The organism is Klebsiella sp. Q2, assembly GCF_009900705.1.
Classification (GTDB): domain Bacteria; phylum Pseudomonadota; class Gammaproteobacteria; order Enterobacterales; family Enterobacteriaceae; genus Klebsiella; species Klebsiella quasipneumoniae.
Genome location: NZ_JAAABE010000003.1, coordinates 605410 through 623457 on the forward strand (window position 1 = coordinate 605410; position 18048 = coordinate 623457).

Genomic DNA, 18048 nt, shown 5'->3' on the forward strand with positions numbered 1-18048 from the left:
GCATGAACGGGGTGCAAATCCGCATTCGCGGTAAGGTGCAGGGGGTGGGGTTCCGCCCCTTTGTCTGGCAGCTGGCTCAGAGGCAGGCTCGCTGCGGCGATGTCTGTAACGACGGCGAGGGCGTTCTGGTGCGGCTGGCCGGGGGCGATGACGGTTTTACTGCCGCCCTCGCTGCCCACTGCCCGCCGCTGGCGCGGGTCGACAGCGCCGACTGCGCCCCTTATCGCTGGGCGGCTCCGCCGCAGGGCTTCACCATCCGTGAGAGCGGGGCGGGGCGGATGCGCACCCAGATCGTGCCCGATGCCGCGACCTGCCCGGCGTGCCTCGCGGAGATGAATGATCCCCGGGCGCGCCGCTATCGCTACCCCTTTATCAACTGCACCCACTGCGGGCCGCGGTTGACCATCATTCGTGCCATGCCTTACGACCGGCCTCTTACCGCGATGGCGCCGTTTCCGCTCTGTCCGCCCTGCGAGGCGGAATACCGCGATCCCGCCGATCGCCGCTTTCACGCCCAGCCGGTGGCCTGCCCCGACTGCGGGCCGCGGCTGGAGTGGCGGGCCCAGGGTGAAGTGCGGCGCGGTGAGGCGGCGCTGCAGGCGGCTATCGCCCGGCTGGCGGCGGGCGACATCGTGGCGATAAAAGGCGTCGGCGGCTTTCATCTGGCCTGCGACGCCGGCAACCCCGCTGCTGTTGCCACGCTGCGGGCGAGGAAACACCGTCCGGCGAAACCGCTGGCGGTGATGCTGCCCTCTGCGGCGGGGTTACCTGCCGACGCCGTGGCGCTGATGGACTCCCCGGCGGCGCCCATCGTACTGATTAGCAAAGCGCAGGTCTCCGGCCTGTGCGACGAGATTGCGCCAGGGCTTGCGGAAGTTGGGGTGATGCTGCCGTCTAATCCGCTGCAGCATTTGCTTCTGCAGGCGCTGGCGCGCCCTATCGTGATGACCTCCGGCAACCTTAGCGGCCGCCCGCCGGCGTTAAGTAATACTGAAGCACTCAACGACTTAGCCGACATCGCCGACGGCTTTTTGCTCCATAACCGCGATATCGTGCAGCGGCTGGATGATTCTCTGGTGCGCTCGAGCGGAGAAATGCTGCGCCGCGCCCGGGGCTATGTCCCGGATGCGCTGCCGCTGCCGCCGGGTCTGGACAAGGTGCCGCCGCTGCTGGCGCTGGGCGCGGACATGAAAAACACCTTCTGCCTGGCGCGCGGGGGCGAAGCGGTTCTCAGCCAGCACTTCGGCGATCTTGGCGAGGAGGGCGTCGAGCAGCAGTGGCGCAGCGCGCTGCAGCTGATGCAGAACATCTTCGCCTTTGCGCCGCAGCGGGTGGTGGTTGACGCCCATCCTGGCTATCGATCGACGCAGTGGGGAGCGGCTCTGCCGCTGCCGGTGGAGACCGTGCTGCATCACCATGCTCACGCTGCGGCGTGCCTGGCAGAGCACCGCTGGCCGCTCGACGGCGGAGACGTTATCGCCCTGATCCTCGACGGAATCGGCATGGGGGAGAACGGCGCGCTATGGGGAGGGGAGTGCCTGCGGGTTAACTATCGCCAGTGCGAACATCTCGGCGGGCTGCCGGCTGTCGCCCTGCCGGGCGGCGACCTGGCGGCGCGTCAGCCGTGGCGTAATCTGCTGGCTCAGTGCCTGGCTTTTGTCCCTGACTGGCAGGATTACCCGCAGACCGGCACGCTGCGCCAGCGCAACTGGCCGCTGCTGGCGCAGGCCATCGACCGCGGTATTAACGCGCCGCGCGCCTCGTCCTGCGGACGGCTGTTTGATGCCGTCGCCTGCGCGCTGGACTGCGCCCCGGAGAGCCTGAGCTATGAGGGGGAGGCGGCCTGTCGGCTGGAGGCGCTGGCCGCCAGCTGCCCCGGCGTCAGCCATCCGGTCACGCTGCCGTGGCGCGGCAATGCGCTGGACCTGGCCACCTTCTGGCGGCAGTGGCTGCGCTGGCAGGCGAGCCCGGCGCAAAAAGCCTGGGCATTTCATGACGCCCTGGCCTGCGGACTGGCGGCGATGGCCCGCGACTGTGCGACTGCCCGCGGCATCGACACGATTGTCTGCAGCGGTGGGGTGCTGCATAACCGTCTGCTGGCGGCGCGATTGACCTTTTATCTGGCGGATTTTACTCTGCTGTTTGCGCAGCAGTTGCCGGCCGGCGACGGCGCAATCGCCTATGGTCAGGCGGTGATCGCCGCCGCTCGCGTTCAGGCTCAAGGAACACAACAATGATAATGACAGTTTTACGCCAGCAGCCGCGCGCCGCGGGCCTGGTGTTGGGGTTGATCGCGGCGAACTTACTGGCCTGGTGCTGGGCGCTGCAGGCCTTTGGCGACAGCGGCGCGCTAATGGCCGCCAGCCTGCTGGCCTGGGGCTACGGCCTGCGCCACGCAGTGGACGCCGATCATATCGCGGCGATTGATAACGTCACCCGCAAGATGATGCAGCAGGGGCGGCGGCCCTTCGCCGTCGGGGCCTGGTTCTCGCTGGGCCACTCGTCGATTGTGGTGCTGGCCTCGGCAGCGATTGCCGCTACCGCCACGGCCTTCAGCGCGCAGATGAACTGGCTGCACGACACCGGTAGCGTCATCGGCACCGCTGTGTCGGCGCTGTTTCTGCTGGCGATGGCCTTTATCAACCTGGTGATATTGCGCAGCGTCTGGCGTAGCTTTCGGGCGTGGAAGCGGGGTGAGCCGTTGAGCGACGAGATCGTCAGCGGCGGCGGGGTGATGAGCTGGCTGTTTGGCAAAACCTTTCGTCTGGTCAGCCGTAGCTGGCAGATGTACCTGGTCGGTTTCCTGTTCGGCCTCGGGTTTGATACCGCCACCGAAATCGGCGTGCTGGGCATCTCCGCCGCCGGCGCGTCGAGCGGGATTTCCGTCTGGTCGATTATGGTCTTCCCGGCGCTGTTCGCCAGCGGCATGGCGCTGGTGGACACCCTCGATAACGTGCTGATGGTCGGCGCCTACGGCTGGGCGTTCAGCAAGCCGCAGCGCAAGCTTTACTACAACATGACCATCACCGGCACTTCGGTGGTGGTGGCGCTGTTTATCGGCGGCCTGGAAGCGCTGGGTCTGCTGATGGATAAGTTTGCTCTCAGCGGCGGAATATGGCGCTGGGTAGGGGCGTTAAACGACAACCTCGGCGACGCCGGGTTTGTGGTGGTCGGGCTGTTTGTCGCCTGTTGGGCGCTGTCGGTGCTCAATTATCGCTGGCGCGGCTACGATAATCTGGCGCGTTAGGTTCAGCATTTTCCCGGCTTGCGCTGCGCTAAGCCGGGCGATCATCACTCTCTGGCGGCGCTTCTCTGCGCAGGTTCCCACCGGTCGTCACGAACCATCGCTCTACGTTAATCAGCTCACTTATTTAACTCATTGAAAAATTATTATTTTTATCAAATCTTCATTTCTCTTCGTTTTAACGACCCGCAGCATCTGTGATTCACCTCTTATTTACATCATTTAAACCATTCGTTAACTGGATAAAAACACGGCAGCCTCGTTATAGTAGTTTTGTAAAATAAAACACTGTTGTACAGGGTAAAACAAAACGAGGTATTCATGGAGATCGTTACCGCGCCGCACCTTGCGGTCAGAAACGAGTGGCTTGCGTTACATCGTGAAGCGCCATTACAACCCGAGCTGCCCATCATTGATGCGCATCATCATCTTTGGGATCGGCAAACCGGCCGCTATCTCACCCATGAGTTCAGCGACGATATCCAGACCTCAGGGCATCGCGTTGTCTCATCGGTCTACGTGCAATGCCGCTCCATGTTGCGTCGCGACGGGCCGGAGACGCTTAAACCGCTTGGTGAAATCGAGTTTGCCAGCGGTATCGCCGCGATGTTCGCCAGCGGACATTATGCAAACGCGCTCGGATGCGAAGCCGTCATCGGCGGCCTTAGCTTGCTGGCGGGCGATGCGATGCAGCCTGCCATCGAGAGCGCGATAGCGTTATCCGGCGGGCGGCTGCGTGGGATGCGCAATCCGTTGGCCTGGCATCCCGATCCGCGGGTCACGTCCAGCCCGGTTACGCCACCGCCAGGACTGGCGCTGAGCGATCCGTTCCATCGGGGCGCTCTCTGCCTTGCGAAAAATGGATTGTCGCTTGATGTGTGGGTTTACCACACGCAACTGGATGAAATTGCCGAGCTGGCGCGGCACATACCAACGCTTCAGATTGTGCTCGATCACTGTGGCGGGCCAGTCGGCGTTGGACCCTATTCAGAACGGGATCCAGACATGTTTCAGCAGTGGCGAAACAGTATGCGACATCTGGCGGAACTGCCGAACGTATGCGTAAAAATTAGCGGATTTGGTATGACGGTCAGGGGATTTCCCTTCGCAGCGGCAGAAACACCGCCGGATTCGCAAATGCTGGCACAGGCCTGGCAACCGTGGTTTGAGACCATCGTTTCGCTTTTCGGTGCGGAACGCTGCATGTTCGCCAGCAACTTTCCGGTCGATAAAGGCATGTTCAGCTACGGCGTTTTCTGGAACGCCTGCAAACGCCTGGCGCAACAGATGTCCCCTGGCGAACAGGCGCAGTTGTTCTGGCGCACTGCCGCAACCTGTTATCGGTTAACCTCTGTGGAGAAGATCAATGACCAGTAAAAGCGAGCTGAATCAATTTACTGCGACTAAAGCGACGCCTGACACATTGCCACAGCGCGTTGCTGAGAGGCGGACGCTGGCGCTGGGCGGCCTTGGCTGGACATTTGAAAGCTATGACTCCTTTCTGCTTTCATTGCTGTTGCCAGTACTGGGCGTGGTGTTCGGTATTAATAAAACCGAGCTTGGGCTGTTTATCAGCGTCACGGCCGGGGGGCAGATTATTGGCGGGATCCTGTTTGGTTTTATCGCCGACAAAATTGGCCGTGTAAAAACGGCGCTGACCTGTATCGCCATCTATTCACTCTTTTCCGGCCTGTTAGCCTTTACGCACGATCAACAACATTTCGCGCTGTTACGTTTTTGCGGCGCGCTGGGTATGGGCGGAATGTGGACATCGGGCGCGGCGCTGATTGCGGAAACCTGGCGGCCAGAGCGGCGCGCGCGCGGCGGCGCGCTGATGCAAATGGGGTTGCCCGTTGGCGCGATTCTGGCCATCAGCCTGACGGCAATCGTCAGCTCGGTTAATGGCGGCCTGGAGCAGGGGGCATGGCGCTATCTGTTTATGATCGGCGCGCTGCCGGTGTTCATTATGAGCGTGGTGGCCTGGTTCACACCGGAATCGCAGGTTTGGCTTGCTCGTCAACAGGCGAAGGCGACGAGTAGTCAACCTGCCGCGAAGCTGGGGAAACACAATCTGCGAGGTCTGCTGCTGGCCTTTGTCTTTATCTTTTTTATTCAGTATCTGTTCTGGGGCGTATTTACCTGGACACCCACCTATCTGCGAGAAGTCAAACACCTGGATTTTCTGCACAGTCTGAAATTTGTACTTGCGCTGCAGGCTGGGGCCATCGCGGGGTTTCTGGTGTTTTCGGTGCTGGCGGATAAGTGGGGACGCCGTCCAATGTTCCTGATTTATCTGTTAACGGGCGCCATTGCCGTCGCGCTTTACCTTGTGACCACTCAACCCATCATTCTGATGGTGGCGATTTTCATGGCCGGTTTCGGGGTTAACGGTATTTTTGCGGGCTCCGGACCCTTCCTGGCGGAAATCATCGGGGACACCTCTTCCCGGGGCTTCCTGATGGGGCTCGCCTATAACGGAGGCCGTCTGGGCGGATTTATTGCGCCGCTACTGATTGGCGCTGTCGCCAATGCCGGCGGTTTCACCGCGGGACTGGCGACGACCGTGGTTGCTTTCCTTGCGGCGATGCTGGTGGTGTGGCGAGCGCCGGAAACCAGAGGCATCAAGCTGAAGTAACGTATTTCATCTCTACATCGTTTTCCTGATAAACATAATGAAACCCTGCGAGGAAACCATGACCGATCAATTACCGAACCGCGCGACCGATAACGACGCGCTGGAAAAAGAGACCATGCGGCGGGTTATCTGGCGCATCCTTCCGTTCCTGGTGGTGAGCTACCTGGTGTCGATTATTGACCGGGGCAATATAGGTATGGCTGCGCTGCAGATGAATGAGGATCTGGGGCTAAGTAAGGCGGCTTTTGGTTTCGCCAGCAGTTTGTATTTTGTCGCCTACTTTATTTTTGAAGTACCCAGCAATCTGGCGATGCAGAAGGTGGGCGCACGCTTGTGGCTGCCGCGCATTATGATTAGCTGGGGAGTGGTATCGATGTGTATGGCGCTGGTGCAAAATACCACCTCACTCTATATCGTCCGTTTTTTACTGGGTGCCGCCGAAGCGGGTTTCTTCCCGGGCGTGGTGCTCTATCTTACCTGGTGGATCCCGTCGCGCTACCGTGCGCGCATCATTGCCTCTTTTATGGTGGCCATTCCGCTGGCTAACTTTATCGGTTCACCGCTTTCAGGGTTGATCCTGACCCTGGATGGCTGGTTAGGGCTGCGTGGTTGGCATCTGTTATTCATTATTGAAGGGCTGCCGGCGGTACTGCTGGGAATAGCCGCGTTTTTTATTCTGCGCGACCGCCCTCACCAGGCTGGCTGGTTAACCGAGCGGCAAAAAACGTGGCTGGAAAACACCCTTCAGGCAGAGCGGCAACAGCAGACACAGATCGGCCACACCACGACATGGCAACTGTTGAAGCATCGCCAGATCTGGCTTATGGCGCTGATTTACGCTGGCGCTTCTTCTGCCGGCACCACGCTAAGCGTCTGGTCTCCACAGCTGCTGAAGTCGTTCCATCTTGATAACCTGACCACCGGGCTGCTGAATGCCATCCCCTATGGCCTGGCCTCGGTGCTGATGATTGTATGGGGACGCAGTTCGGACCGGAATAATGAACGCCGCTGGCACACGGCCCTTGCCCTCTTTATGATTGCGGCTGGCGTGTTCGCGGCATTTATCAATCTATCGCTGCCGGCCACCATTATGATCCTCAGTACCATACTGATTGGAGCATATGCGGCGAAGGGCCCCTTCTGGGCGCTGGCATCGGGCTGGATGAGCAGCACGTCAGCTGCCGCCGGGCTGGCGGCCATCGGCGCGATCGCCAACCTGATTGGCGGCGCGGTGATGGTGAATGCCTATGGCATTATTAGCGAACGGACAGGAAGCTATACGCTGGCGATGCTGCCGCTGGCCGCCTTGTGTCTGGCAGGCGGCATTGCGGTGCTGGCGATGGGGCGCCGTTACTCGCAGTCTGCCAGGCAGGAAAAACAGGTGACCCATTAATAAGCAAAGGCGGGATTTTTCCCGCCTTCTCAGCAAAGCTACTCTTTCACACCGTAAAACGTTTCGCAGAAAGGCTTGCTGGCCCCTAGCTTGAGCGACAGGCGGTTGGCCGTCTCCTGCATGAGCTGGCTGATGCCGCTCGTTTTACGATCTTCCGTCAGACGCGATGCCGGCCCGGTCAGGGCCAGCGCCGCGATCAGTTTATCGTGGACGCCAAAAACAGGCATTGCGAAGGCCGCAGTGTGCGGGTCGCGCGCGCCGGAGGTATAGAACGGCAGCGTCGACTCGTCTTCCGGCAACGATTCACCCAATCCCCAGTGGCGTAAAACCTTGCTGATAGCGGAACCATCCAGCGGGAACTGGCTGCCAGGCAGGTTGCTGTGGCGTAATCCCTGGGAGGCTTCGGCGCGGAACAGGCACAGGCGTTGCCCACCCTCAATCACATACCAGCTTGCGCTTTCGCTGGAGGCCTGCGACAGCGCCTGTAATTCCGGCTGTACGACTCTGGCAAGTTCAAATGATTGCTCATAGAGCTTGCCGAGATAGAGCAAACGGTGGCCGAGCGTATAGGAGCCATCGTCGTGCCGGATGATGTAGTTCATTCGCTCAAGCGAATTCATCAGGCGATAAACGGTTGTTTTGTGATATCCCGAAAGCTGGGCCAGCTCGGTTAACGTCAGACTGTCATTACCGGGACGGAAGCAGTCAAGTAAAGCCAGCGCCTTTTCAACGGCAATTACGCCTTCATTCCCCATCATGTTCTCCTTTTTGCCGACCAAAATTGTACCTGAATTTTGTGAGTAACTTCGTGTTTACATCACAAACAACTTCGCAACACTGGCGAAAAGCGACGCAATGCTCGTATAGTTGTTTTATATAGTACACACAAGTTGTACCTGGTAAAACAAATGGAGAGTCACCATGCCTGCTTCACAACAGAAACTCATCAATCTTGATATTGCGCGTGTTGACGCGGAAGAGGTCCGTCAGGCTGCCGAATTTCAGGCCGCCATCCTGGCTGACGTAGCCGGACGCCGTGGCACATTACATGGCCGCATCAAGCCGCTGGCGCCGCATATGACGGTTGCCGGGCCGGCGATTACCGTAGAGGTACGCCCAGGGGATAATCTGGCTATTCACGCCGCAATGGCCGTCGCCAAACCTGGCGACGTGCTGGTCATCGACGGGAAGGGCGATCTCTCCTGCGCGCTGCTGGGAGAGATCATGGCAACGCAGGCGCAGGCCAGCGGTATCGCCGGGATCGTCATCGATGGCGCTGTTCGTGATGCGGAAACCTTAAGTAAACAACGCTTTCCGGTTTTCGCAGCCGGCCTGAATCCGTGCGGCCCCACCAAGTTCATTCCTGGCCGGGTCAATCATGCCATTTCGGTCGCTGGCGCCGCGGTGCAGGCAGGTGACTTAGTGGTAGGGGATATTGACGGCGTGGTTGTTATCCCGCGCGATGAAGTCCGCACTATCATCGAGCTGGCGAAAGGTAAACTGGAAATGGAATCAAAACGTCTGGTTGCTATCCGCGACGGCGACCTTCGTCCGCACTGGCTGGAGAGCGCTCTGCGTCAGGCGGGGATGCTGAGCGAAGGGGAGACACTGCCATGAGCGCTAAAAATGTCATACTGATTACCGGCAGCGATTTGGCTGACGCGGCGCTGGGGATGCTGGAAGATTACGAACTTGTCTTTGCCGGCCGCCAGCCTACAGAGGCCCAGCTGATCGCGCTGTGCCAGCAGCACAATCCCGTCGCCATCCTGGTGCGCTATGGCCACATCACTGCCGCCGTTATGGATGCCGCCCCTGCATTGAAGGTGATTGCCAAACATGGCAGTGGCATCGATGTCATTGACGTTGAGGCGGCTGCCGCGCGCGGCATTCTGGTTCGCGCGGCGACCGGGGCGAATGCCGCCGCGGTTTCCGAACACACCTGGGCGTTAATTCTGGCCTGTGCTAAGTCGGTCATTCCGCTTGATCGCCGCCTGCGCGAAGGGCACTGGGATAAATCAACGCATAAATCGCTTGAGCTTGAGGGCAGAACGCTGGGACTCATCGGCCTCGGCGCCATTGGCAGCCGGGTTGCGAAGATTGCCTGTGCCTTTGGCATGAAGGTTCTGGCTTACGATCCCTATGCGAAAGCGGTTCCGCCGGAATGTGAACGTGTTGCTGAACTTAGCGAGCTGCTCATGCAGGCCGATGTGCTGTCGCTTCATTGCCCTTTGACGCAACAAAACAGGGGAATGATCAATGCCGCCACGCTGGCGCAGTGTAAGCCGGGCGCCATCCTCGTGAATACCGCGCGCGGCGGGTTGATTGACGATGCGGCGCTGGCCGCGGCATTAAAAGCGGGGACCTTGCGCTGGGCGGCGCTTGACAGCTTTAATAGTGAACCATTAACCACGCCGCATATCTGGCAGGCGATCGATAATGTCATTCTCTCTCCGCATGTGGGCGGCGTTAGCGATGCCTCTTACGTGAAAATGGGGACCGCCGCCGCGGCCAACATTCTGCAGGTGCTGCAGGAGTTGGCTCAGACAGAAACAACGTATTAAGTGTTAACCGAACCTGCGCTCCCGGTTAATTATTCTGCCCTTATGCACTTACGGGCGGCGTCCGCAGGCCGGGTAAGCGTAGCGCCAGCCGGCGAAATTACCGCGCAACAGGCTGCGTGGGAGGTAATCAACGCTTGCCCGGCGGCGCTGCGCTTGCGCGGGCCTACAATGTTTGAGCTTACGGGTTACATCCGTAGGCCGGGTAAGCGTAGCGCCACCCGGCAAAATAACCGCGCAACAGGGCTGCGTGGGAGGTAATCAATGCTTGCCCGGCGGCGCTGCGTGTATTGCAGATACGGTTATCGGAATGCCACTTTGTCACTCCGGCAACAGCGTCTGTTGCCTGTAACTTCAGCGTACATTGCGCTCCCGGTTAATCTTCTGCGTTATGTCTTTCATGGCGCAGGGAGCGCACAGGGGGCGGCCAGTCGCCGCCGCCCCCTGTACCCCCGGGCTCCGGCCAGCAAAATCGCCGCTGCGCGGTCCCTTCGACTTATCCCTGCAGGCTTCGGGTCGGGCCGAGGCAGCGTCCGTGCAAAACACGGCCCTCAGCCCGCATCCATGCGGGCTGCCCCGGCCTTCCGGGAACGTCTCAGCGATTTTGAGGCCGTCAGCACCGGCAGTTTCAGCGACCCCAGCGCCAGCGGTGATTTGGGGCTGTAGGCCGGGTAAGGTGCAGCCGCCACCCGGCGAAATCAAGGATACCGTGCCTGATATCTTGCCCGGCGGCGCTGCGCTTGCGCGGGCCTACGGGGTGTGAGCCTGTGAGTGGATCCTGTAGGCCGGGTAAGCGTAGCGCCACCCGGCAAACTAACGGCGCAACAGGGCGGCCTGGAAGGTCATCAACTCACCAGCTGTTTGAGCAGGGCAAAGGCGTCTTTCATCTTGTCTTCGCTGACCACAAAGGCGCGCAGCTGCTTCTCACCATCCAGCCCTTTCGCCACCAGCCCCTCTTTGGCGGCCACGATGTTCCACGTCAGATCCTCGCGACGGGTATCGCCGGCCAGATGCAGCGGCAGATCCGGGGTCTTCACCTTCACCAGCATCGGCGGCAGTTTCAGTTCTCCCGTCTGCGCCAGCAGGTTTTTACTCAGGCACATGGCGCTGAGTAAAATCGGCTGCAGGAACGGCAGTACCGTACCGTTGATTTCCGCACAGTCGCCGAGGGCGTAAATCGCCGGGTCGCTGGTTTGCAGCTGGCTATTGACCACCACGCCGCGGTTAATCTGCAATCCGGCGTGGCGCGCCAGCGAGGTTTCCGGGCGCAGGCCTGCGGCGGCCACCACTGCATCGACGGTTATCACGCGCTGGCGATCGAGGCTAACGCGGATGCCGTCGGCGGTATGCTCAAGCCCTTCCAGCTGCGTTTTTAACATCAGATGGACGCCCATCCCGGTGAGGCGATGCTGCAGACGGCTGCTGACCTCCGGCGGCATCAGCGCCGCCAGTACGCTGGCGGCGTTATCAACCACCGTTACCGCTTTACCGGCGCGACAGAAATCCATTGCCAGCTCGCAGCCAATCAGGCCGCCGCCGACGATCAGCACCCGCCTGGCGTCGCGGAGCTGGCTCTGCGCGGCGCCATATTCGCGCTGGCTGTTCAGCGTCAGCATCAGCTCGCGGCCCGGCACCGGGGGGATAAACGGCGTGGCGCCGGTGGCCAGCACCAGTTTGTCGTAGCGCCACTGCTTATCCAGGCTTTTCACCCGATGGTTTTCAGCGTCGACATCGTTCACCCAGGTATGGGGAAACAGGCGCAGATTGTACTGCTCGGCGAACTCGCCGGCGCTTTGCAGGGTGAGATCGTCGGCGTGCTGTCCGCGGCTGATGACGTGGCTGAGATCGGGCTTGTTGTACTCATCCATGCTATCGGCGGCGATGAGGGTCAGCGGGATTTCGGCATCCTGCTTACGAATATTTTTCACCAGCTGGCGGGCCGCGAAGCCCGAGCCGATGATGACGATACCATCACTCATTTTGCCTCCATCGCCAGGACGTCAAAGACATCTTTGCCAAGAGAACACTCAGGACAAAGGAAATTGTCCGGCACTTCACTCCAGGGCGTACCCGGCTGGACATCCTGGTTAGGTTCGCCTTTCGCCGGGTCATACACCCACTGGCAGACGCTGCACTGCATCATGGGACCGAGATCGGCGGCCGTGGCGGCGGCACAGGCGCAGTCCTGTTGTTCCGGCGTGACTGTCGCTTCAGCAACCGGCAGCGGGGAGAGGGCCCACTGGCGGGCGATGTCGCGACCGTGTTGGCGGCACAGTTCGAGCGCGTCGATATCCGGGCGCCATTTGGCTTTCAGGCTCAGGGACATCTCAAACCCGGCATCCTGCAGGCGGGTGGACAGGCGGTCTACCGCGCCGCCGCTCCAGCCGTGGGAGCCAAAGGCGCTGGCGCGTTTGTTGCGAAAACGCAGCCCGGTCATCTCTTCCACCAGCCCGGCGATTTTCGGCATCATCACGTTGTTCATGGTAGAGGTGCCCACCAGCACGCCCTTCGAGCGGAAAACATTGGTGAGGATGTCGTTTTTGTCGCTGCGGGCGACGTTAAAGATTTTCACCGCCACCCGTGGGTCGACCTCAGTGATCCCCTGGGCAATGGCGTCCGCCATCATGCGGGTGTTGTTGGACATGGTGTCGTAGAAAATCGTGATGCGATCTTCCTGATAATCCGCCGCCCATTCGAGGTATTTCTCGACGATTTGCGTCGGGTTATCGCGCCAGACCACGCCGTGGGAGGTGGCAATCATCGCTACCGGCAGATTGAAGCCGAGGATTTCGTTAATTTTCGGCGTCACCAGGCGGCTGAAGGGCGTCAGGATGTTGGCGTAGTAGCGCTGGCACTGTTCGTACAGTTCACTCTGGTCCACTTCATCGTTGAACAGATGTTCGTCGCAGTAGTGCTGCCCGAAGGCGTCATTGCTGAACAGCACCGCGTCGCCGGTCAGGTAGGTCATCATGCTGTCCGGCCAGTGCAGCATTGGCGTTTCGACGAAGATCAGCTGCTTACCGTTGCCGATATCGAGAGTGTCGCCAGTTTTCACCACGTGGAAGTTCCACTCCGGATGGTGGTGATGACCGTTGATGGAGTCGATGGCGTTGGCGGTGCAGTAGATCGGCGTATCCGGGATCTGCATCATCAGCTCAGTCAACGCGCCGGCGTGGTCCTCTTCGGCGTGGTTAATAACGATGTAGTCGAGGTCGGCGAGGTCGATTTCGCGGCGCAGGTTCTGCACGAACTCGCGGCTGAATTTATGATCGACGGTATCGATCAGCACGTTTTTCTCTTCGCGGATGAGATAGCTGTTATAGCTGCTGCCGCGCAGCGTTTTATATTCGGTGCCGTGGAAATCACGCACTTCCCAGTCACGTTGGCCAACCCAAAGAATGTTATTTTTCACCACAATAGACATAGCAACCTCAATCAATACAGTGTGTTTAAACTCAGTTGCCTGGCGTATTACAAGTTGCGTGCCAGTTTTTTAAAGTATTGAATAAAAAGAATTTTTAAATTTTCATGATTTTCGTTGCTGTCAAAATGACAATGATTAAAATAGTCGATATGACTATTAAGGTTGTCAAAATGACAATGGAGCGATGATGAGTTTTTCCGTTGAGGCGCTGGCGAGAATCGCCATTGATTTACAAAGCGATATCGGTCACGTCGACCGCTTTTCGCGCCTGATCGCCACCCTGCGGCAGATCCTGGGCTGCGACGCCTCGGCGCTGCTGCGCTATGAGGCCCATCAGTTTGTGCCGCTGGCGATCGATGGCCTGGCGCAGGATGTGCTTGGCCGGCGCTTTGCGCTGGATGGGCATCCGCGGCTGGAGGCGATCGCCCGCGCCGGCGATGTGGTGCGCTTCCCGGCGGACAGCGACCTGCCGGACCCCTATGACGGCCTGATCCCCGGCCAGGAGAGCCTCAAGGTTCACGCCTGCGTGGGGCTGCCGCTGTTTGCCGGGCAAACGCTGATCGGCGCACTGACCCTTGACGGTATGGATGCCGACCGCTTCGACAGCTTCAGCGATGAAGAGCTGCGGCTGATCGCCGCCCTGGTGGCCGGGGCGCTGAATAACGCGCTGCTTATCGCCCGCCTTGAAGCGCAAAACGTCCTGCCGCCGCAGGTGGTGAATTACCCGCAGCCGGAGCGCCAGGAGCTCATCGGCCTGTCGGCGCCGATGCTGCAGCTGAAAAAAGAGATCGAGATTGTCGCTGCCTCGGATTTAAACGTGCTGATCAGCGGCGAAACGGGGACCGGCAAAGAGCTGGTGGCGAAGGCGGTGCATCAGGGTTCGCCGCGGGCGGCTAACCCGCTGGTGTACCTCAACTGCGCGGCGCTGCCGGAGAGCGTGGCGGAGAGCGAGCTGTTCGGTCACGTGAAAGGGGCGTTTACCGGGGCTATCAGCAACCGCAGCGGCAAATTTGAGATGGCCGATAACGGCACGCTGTTCCTCGACGAAATCGGCGAACTGTCGCTGGCGCTGCAGGCGAAGCTGCTGCGCGTCCTGCAGTATGGCGATATTCAGCGTGTCGGCGATGACCGCAGCCTGCGGGTCGATGTGCGGGTGCTGGCGGCGACCAACCGCGATCTGCGCCAGGAGGTGGTGGAAGGGCGCTTTCGCGCCGATCTCTATCACCGGCTGAGCGTTTTCCCGCTGTCGGTTCCGGCGCTGCGCGAGCGGGAAAATGACGTGGTGCTGCTGGCAGGCTATTTTTGCGAGCAGTGCCGCCTGCGGATGGGGCTGGCGCGGGTAATTTTAAGTGAGGCAACGCGTAACAGGCTGCAGCAGTGGTCGTGGCCGGGCAACGTGCGCGAACTGGAGCATGCCATTCACCGGGCGGTGGTGCTGGCGCGGGCTACCCAGGCTGGCGATGACGTAGTACTGGAGCCGCAGCATTTCCAGTTTACAGCGGCTGCGCCGACGTTGCCGACCGAGGAGATGGCAGCGGCGCCGGCGATGGGCAACGTCAATCTGCGCGAAGCCACGGATAACTTCCAGCGCGAGGCGATTTCCCGCACGCTGGCGGCGCATCAGGGCAACTGGGCGGCGACCGCCCGCGCGCTGGAACTGGACGTCGCCAACCTGCACCGGCTGGCGAAACGTCTGGGGCTTAAAGGATCCCGGCCTGGTAAATGTTCTGCAGGTTGATGGCGCCGACCAGCAGGCCGTTTTCATCCACTACCGGCGCGGCGCTGATTTTATGTTTCATCAGCCGCTCTTTGGCTTCCACCGCGCGGCTCTCCGCCTGCAGCGTCACGCCGTTGCGGGTCATCGCCTGCGTGACGCCGTCGTTTAAGGTGCCGCCGCCCACCAGCCAGCGGCGCAGGTCGCCGTCGGTGAAGACGCCCTGCACGCGGTTGGCCTCATCGCAGACCGCCACCAGGCCGAGCCCGGTGCGGCTCAGCTCGAGCATCGCGTCCATGACGTTGGCGTCTGTACCGACGCGCGGCACTTCGTCGTCGCGGCGCATCAGATGATGCACTTTGTTCAGCAGACGCGCGCCGAGCGCCCCCGCCGGATGGGAGCGAGCGAAATCCTCTTCACTGAAGCCGCGGGCTTGCATCACCGCCATCGCCAGCGCGTCGCCGAGCATCAGGGTGTTGACGGTGCTGGAGGTCGGTGCCAGATGCATCGGACAGGCTTCGCGCTCCACGGCGATATCCAGCACTGCTTTCGCCGCCAGCGCCAGCGGCGAGGTGGATTTGCCGGTCATCGCCAGCAGGGGTATCCCTTTTTCCTCCAGCCGCGGCACGATCAGATCCAGCTCTTTCGCGCTGCCGGAGTAGGAGATAAACAGCATCACATCGCGACCGTCGAGCATGCCGAGATCGCCGTGCAGGGCTTCCGCCGGGTGGACGAAAAAGGCCGGAGTGCCGGTGCTGGCGAAGGTCGCCGCCAGCTTTTTGCCGATATGACCGGATTTCCCGATACCGGAGACAATCAGTTTGCCCTCGCAGTGGATGATGGTCTCCGCCGCGCGGATGAAGTCATCGCCCAGGCGTTCCGGCAGGCGGCTCGCCTCCTGTAGCTCCAGCATCAGGGTCTGGCGTCCGGCCTCTAACAAAAAGTTACTCATGATGTTCTCCAGTAATGATGACTTCTATGCCTTTGGCTTCCAGCGCCCGCTGGAATGCAGGGTCAATATCGGCATCGGTAATCAGTTTATCCACGCGCTCCAGGCCGCAGACAATATTGGGGCTTTTACGGCCAAACTTTGACGAGTCGGCCATCAGGATCACTTCGCGGGCGGCGTTGCACATCGCCTTGCTGACGGTATACACCTCATTGAAGGTGGTGACGCCGGCGTTCAGATCGATGCCGTCGGTGCCCATAAACAGCTTGTCGAAACTGAACTGTTCGAAAGCGTTTTCCGCCAGCTGGCCGTGAAAGGAGGCCGATTTTTTGCGGAAGGTGCCGCCGGGCATCAGGATAGTCTGTTCATTATCCAGTTCGGCAAGGGCATTGACGATATGCAGGCTGTTGGTCATCACCGTGATGTTATTGAAGCGGCTGAGCAGTGGGACCATCTGCAGCACCGTGCTGCCGGCATCGAGGATGAGGGAGTCGCCATCATGAATAAAACGCACCGCCGCTTCGGCGATGCGCGCTTTCTTATGGGTGTTGATCAACGTCTTATGATCGATCGGCGGATCGGCTTCATCCTTGTTGAGTACCACGCCACCGTAGGTGCGAATGACGGTGCCGGCGTTTTCCAGCGTGACCAGATCCTTACGGATGGTGGTGCCGGTCGTATCGAAATGTTGCGCCAGCTCTTCGACCGAGCATTTTCCCTGCGACTGCAGGAACTCGAGAATGGCTGCCTGGCGCTGACGTGGTTTCATAGGCGTCTATCCTGCGTTTAAGTTTCGAAGTGATAATTTCGCAAGATATTTACTTTTACAACGAAATTATCCATGTTTCGGATTAAGCGCTAATGATAGTGCATTCTGACAGCGCGGATCATGGGGAAAGATCACATCAGGCTGCAATTCCGCGATATGTTTGCCGTCCAGCGCGGGGATTTTTTGCGGACGGGCGAAAATGGTGAAGCCTTTCATCAGCAGCGTGTCGCAAATGCGGTTGTCATCATCAACGGCGATAGCGACGATGGCGCGCGGTTGAAAGCGTCCGGCGGAGCGGCCGACCCCCACCCGACCCTGCTGGCACAGGCTGTCGAAAGCGCGATTGAAACGGCGGATCTGCCAGCCGCCAAAGGCCATTTGGGTAAGCCAGGCGATGGCGGCGACGGTGATTAATGCGGTAACCATAGGTATCTCCTTAAGGGGGGCGGGAACAACCCGGGTCGTGGCGCGAGCGCCTAACCCGAGCGATCCGCGGTGCCTTTTCGTCGGGTAGCGGCTAACGCCTTACCCGACCTACAGTTTTGTAGCCCGGATAAGCGCGGCGCCATCCGGGATCCCTTTAAAACATCACCTGACCGCCGGTAACGTTGATCGACTGACCGGTGCAGTACGACGCCTGCGGGCTGGCGTAAAACATTAATACGTTCAGCACATCCTGATATTCGCAACCGCGCTTCAGGGGCACCTTGTCGATGTAATACTGCTCGACCTCGCTCTCATCGATACCGAGCTTGGTGGCGTACTGCGGCAGCAGCGACTGGAACATCGGCGACTTCAGCAGATTGCCGAGCATCAGTGAGTGTACGGTAATGCCGTATTCCGCCAGATCCAGCGCCAGCGACTGGGTCAGTCCGACGCCGCCGAACTTCGCCGCGCTGTAGCCGGAGTTGTGCTTGCTGCCGACTTTGCCGGATTTCGAGTTGATCTGAATGATGCGTCCCTTAATGCCGTCGCGGATCATCAGCCGGGAGAATTCGCGGGCGCAGAGGAAGTAGCCCACCAGATTGACCTGTAGCGAGCGGTCGAAATCCCCCAGCGCAAAGTCGCTAATAAACGCCGCTTTGGCGATGCCGGCGCTGTACACCAGCAAGTCGACGCGCGAGAAAATCTCATCCACCCCATGGGCCAGCGCGGTGACGCTGGCCTCGCTGGTGGCGTCGGCGCCGAAGCCATACGCCATGCCTTCGCCATATTCAGCGTTAATCTCCTGGGCGACGCGGCTGGCTTTTTCGCTCTGAATATCGACCACCGCCACGCGGTAGCCCTCGGCGGCCAGCCCGCGGCACAGAAACTCTCCTAAGGTTTGTCCACCGCCAATGACAACAGCAACCTGATTCATCT

At 60.1% G+C, this 18048-nt stretch carries 15 protein-coding genes; 8 read left to right on the forward strand and 7 right to left on the reverse strand.

Annotation, left to right across the window (positions count from 1 at the left end; translation table 11 throughout):
- Window positions 1-2 precede the first annotated feature (2 nt).
- From hypF to GT756_RS14695, 5 genes are all read left to right on the forward strand, one after another.
- Window positions 3-2237: a carbamoyltransferase HypF gene (gene hypF / locus GT756_RS14675; protein ID WP_048295436.1), complete on the forward strand. Its 2235-nt coding sequence runs from the start codon at window positions 3-5 to the stop codon at window positions 2235-2237.
- Entirely contained in the window at window positions 2234-3247 is a 1014-nt protein-coding gene (locus GT756_RS14680) for a HoxN/HupN/NixA family nickel/cobalt transporter (RefSeq protein WP_017899641.1), read from the forward strand. Before hypF ends, GT756_RS14680 begins: the two co-directional genes overlap by 4 nt.
- Window positions 3248-3565: 318 nt before the next feature.
- Window positions 3566-4621 carry an amidohydrolase gene (locus tag GT756_RS14685; RefSeq protein ID WP_053810030.1) on the forward strand — a complete coding sequence of 352 codons (1056 nt, stop codon included), beginning with the start codon at window positions 3566-3568 and terminating at the stop codon, window positions 4619-4621.
- Window positions 4611-5879, forward strand: coding sequence for an MFS transporter (locus GT756_RS14690; protein WP_043520692.1), 1269 nt, complete (start codon window positions 4611-4613; stop codon window positions 5877-5879). Before GT756_RS14685 ends, GT756_RS14690 begins: the two co-directional genes overlap by 11 nt.
- 58 nt (window positions 5880-5937) lie before the next feature.
- On the forward strand, window positions 5938-7272 hold the full coding sequence (locus GT756_RS14695; RefSeq protein ID WP_032456500.1) for an MFS transporter: 1335 nt from the start codon (window positions 5938-5940) through the stop codon (window positions 7270-7272).
- 38 nt (window positions 7273-7310) lie between these two features.
- Here GT756_RS14695 and GT756_RS14700 read toward each other — a convergent pair whose 3' ends face one another.
- The gene (locus tag GT756_RS14700) at window positions 7311-8027 is read right to left on the reverse strand and encodes an IclR family transcriptional regulator (RefSeq protein WP_135683273.1); all 717 of its coding nucleotides are present in this window, start codon (window positions 8025-8027) and stop codon (window positions 7311-7313) included.
- Window positions 8028-8193: 166 nt separating this feature from the next.
- On the opposite strand from GT756_RS14700, the gene GT756_RS14705 reads away from it, so the two are divergent.
- Together GT756_RS14705 and GT756_RS14710 are read left to right on the forward strand one after the other, a co-directional pair.
- Window positions 8194-8889, forward strand: coding sequence for an RraA family protein (locus tag GT756_RS14705; RefSeq protein ID WP_117263531.1), 696 nt, complete (start codon window positions 8194-8196; stop codon window positions 8887-8889).
- Window positions 8886-9833, forward strand: a complete 948-nt coding sequence (locus tag GT756_RS14710; RefSeq protein ID WP_004205666.1) for a hydroxyacid dehydrogenase — start codon at window positions 8886-8888, stop codon at window positions 9831-9833. Before GT756_RS14705 ends, GT756_RS14710 begins: the two co-directional genes overlap by 4 nt.
- A gap of 842 nt (window positions 9834-10675) precedes the next feature.
- On the opposite strand, the gene norW is transcribed toward GT756_RS14710, so the two are convergent.
- Both norW and norV read right to left on the reverse strand, forming a co-directional pair.
- Window positions 10676-11809: an NADH:flavorubredoxin reductase NorW gene (gene norW, locus GT756_RS14715; protein WP_064795130.1), complete on the reverse strand. Its 1134-nt coding sequence runs from the start codon at window positions 11807-11809 to the stop codon at window positions 10676-10678.
- Window positions 11806-13254 (reverse strand): anaerobic nitric oxide reductase flavorubredoxin, encoded by a 1449-nt coding sequence (norV, locus tag GT756_RS14720; RefSeq protein WP_017901376.1) that lies wholly within the window; start codon window positions 13252-13254, stop codon window positions 11806-11808. Before norV ends, norW begins: the two co-directional genes overlap by 4 nt.
- A 187-nt stretch (window positions 13255-13441) precedes the next feature.
- Here norV and norR point away from each other — a divergent pair, with 187 nt between their 5' ends.
- Window positions 13442-14992, forward strand: coding sequence for a nitric oxide reductase transcriptional regulator NorR (gene norR, locus GT756_RS14725; protein ID WP_048295430.1), 1551 nt, complete (start codon window positions 13442-13444; stop codon window positions 14990-14992).
- Here norR and gutQ read toward each other — a convergent pair.
- The 4 genes from gutQ to srlD form a co-directional block, all read right to left on the reverse strand.
- Complete coding sequence (gutQ, locus tag GT756_RS14730) at window positions 14955-15920, reverse strand: arabinose-5-phosphate isomerase GutQ (RefSeq protein WP_048295428.1); 966 nt, start codon at window positions 15918-15920, stop codon at window positions 14955-14957. The genes norR and gutQ overlap by 38 nt on opposite strands.
- On the reverse strand, window positions 15913-16686 hold the full coding sequence (locus tag GT756_RS14735) for a DNA-binding transcriptional repressor (RefSeq protein ID WP_004205671.1): 774 nt from the start codon (window positions 16684-16686) through the stop codon (window positions 15913-15915). The genes gutQ and GT756_RS14735 overlap by 8 nt, the downstream gene beginning before the upstream one ends.
- Before the next feature lie 66 nt (window positions 16687-16752).
- Entirely contained in the window at window positions 16753-17112 is a 360-nt protein-coding gene (gene gutM, locus GT756_RS14740; protein ID WP_048325461.1) for a transcriptional regulator GutM, read from the reverse strand.
- 154 nt (window positions 17113-17266) lie between these two features.
- Window positions 17267-18046 carry a sorbitol-6-phosphate dehydrogenase gene (srlD, locus tag GT756_RS14745; protein ID WP_002914815.1) on the reverse strand — a complete coding sequence of 260 codons (780 nt, stop codon included), beginning with the start codon at window positions 18044-18046 and terminating at the stop codon, window positions 17267-17269.
- Between the last annotated feature and the right edge of the window lie 2 nt (window positions 18047-18048).

Bases quoted from the DNA above. Each gene is read 5' to 3' on its own strand.
- hypF (WP_048295436.1), top strand. From the start codon at position 3: ATGAACGGGGTGCAAATCCGCATTCGCGGTAAGGTGCAGGGGGTGGGG.
- GT756_RS14680 (WP_017899641.1), top strand. From the start codon at position 2,234: ATGATAATGACAGTTTTACGCCAGCAGCCGCGCGCCGCGGGCCTGGTG.
- GT756_RS14685 (WP_053810030.1), top strand. From the start codon at position 3,566: ATGGAGATCGTTACCGCGCCGCACCTTGCGGTCAGAAACGAGTGGCTT.
- GT756_RS14690 (WP_043520692.1), top strand. From the start codon at position 4,611: ATGACCAGTAAAAGCGAGCTGAATCAATTTACTGCGACTAAAGCGACG.
- GT756_RS14695 (WP_032456500.1), top strand. From the start codon at position 5,938: ATGACCGATCAATTACCGAACCGCGCGACCGATAACGACGCGCTGGAA.
- GT756_RS14700 (WP_135683273.1), bottom strand. From the start codon at position 8,027: ATGGGGAATGAAGGCGTAATTGCCGTTGAAAAGGCGCTGGCTTTACTT.
- GT756_RS14705 (WP_117263531.1), top strand. From the start codon at position 8,194: ATGCCTGCTTCACAACAGAAACTCATCAATCTTGATATTGCGCGTGTT.
- GT756_RS14710 (WP_004205666.1), top strand. From the start codon at position 8,886: ATGAGCGCTAAAAATGTCATACTGATTACCGGCAGCGATTTGGCTGAC.
- norW (WP_064795130.1), bottom strand. From the start codon at position 11,809: ATGAGTGATGGTATCGTCATCATCGGCTCGGGCTTCGCGGCCCGCCAG.
- norV (WP_017901376.1), bottom strand. From the start codon at position 13,254: ATGTCTATTGTGGTGAAAAATAACATTCTTTGGGTTGGCCAACGTGAC.
- norR (WP_048295430.1), top strand. From the start codon at position 13,442: ATGAGTTTTTCCGTTGAGGCGCTGGCGAGAATCGCCATTGATTTACAA.
- gutQ (WP_048295428.1), bottom strand. From the start codon at position 15,920: ATGAGTAACTTTTTGTTAGAGGCCGGACGCCAGACCCTGATGCTGGAG.
- GT756_RS14735 (WP_004205671.1), bottom strand. From the start codon at position 16,686: ATGAAACCACGTCAGCGCCAGGCAGCCATTCTCGAGTTCCTGCAGTCG.
- gutM (WP_048325461.1), bottom strand. From the start codon at position 17,112: ATGGTTACCGCATTAATCACCGTCGCCGCCATCGCCTGGCTTACCCAA.
- srlD (WP_002914815.1), bottom strand. From the start codon at position 18,046: ATGAATCAGGTTGCTGTTGTCATTGGCGGTGGACAAACCTTAGGAGAG.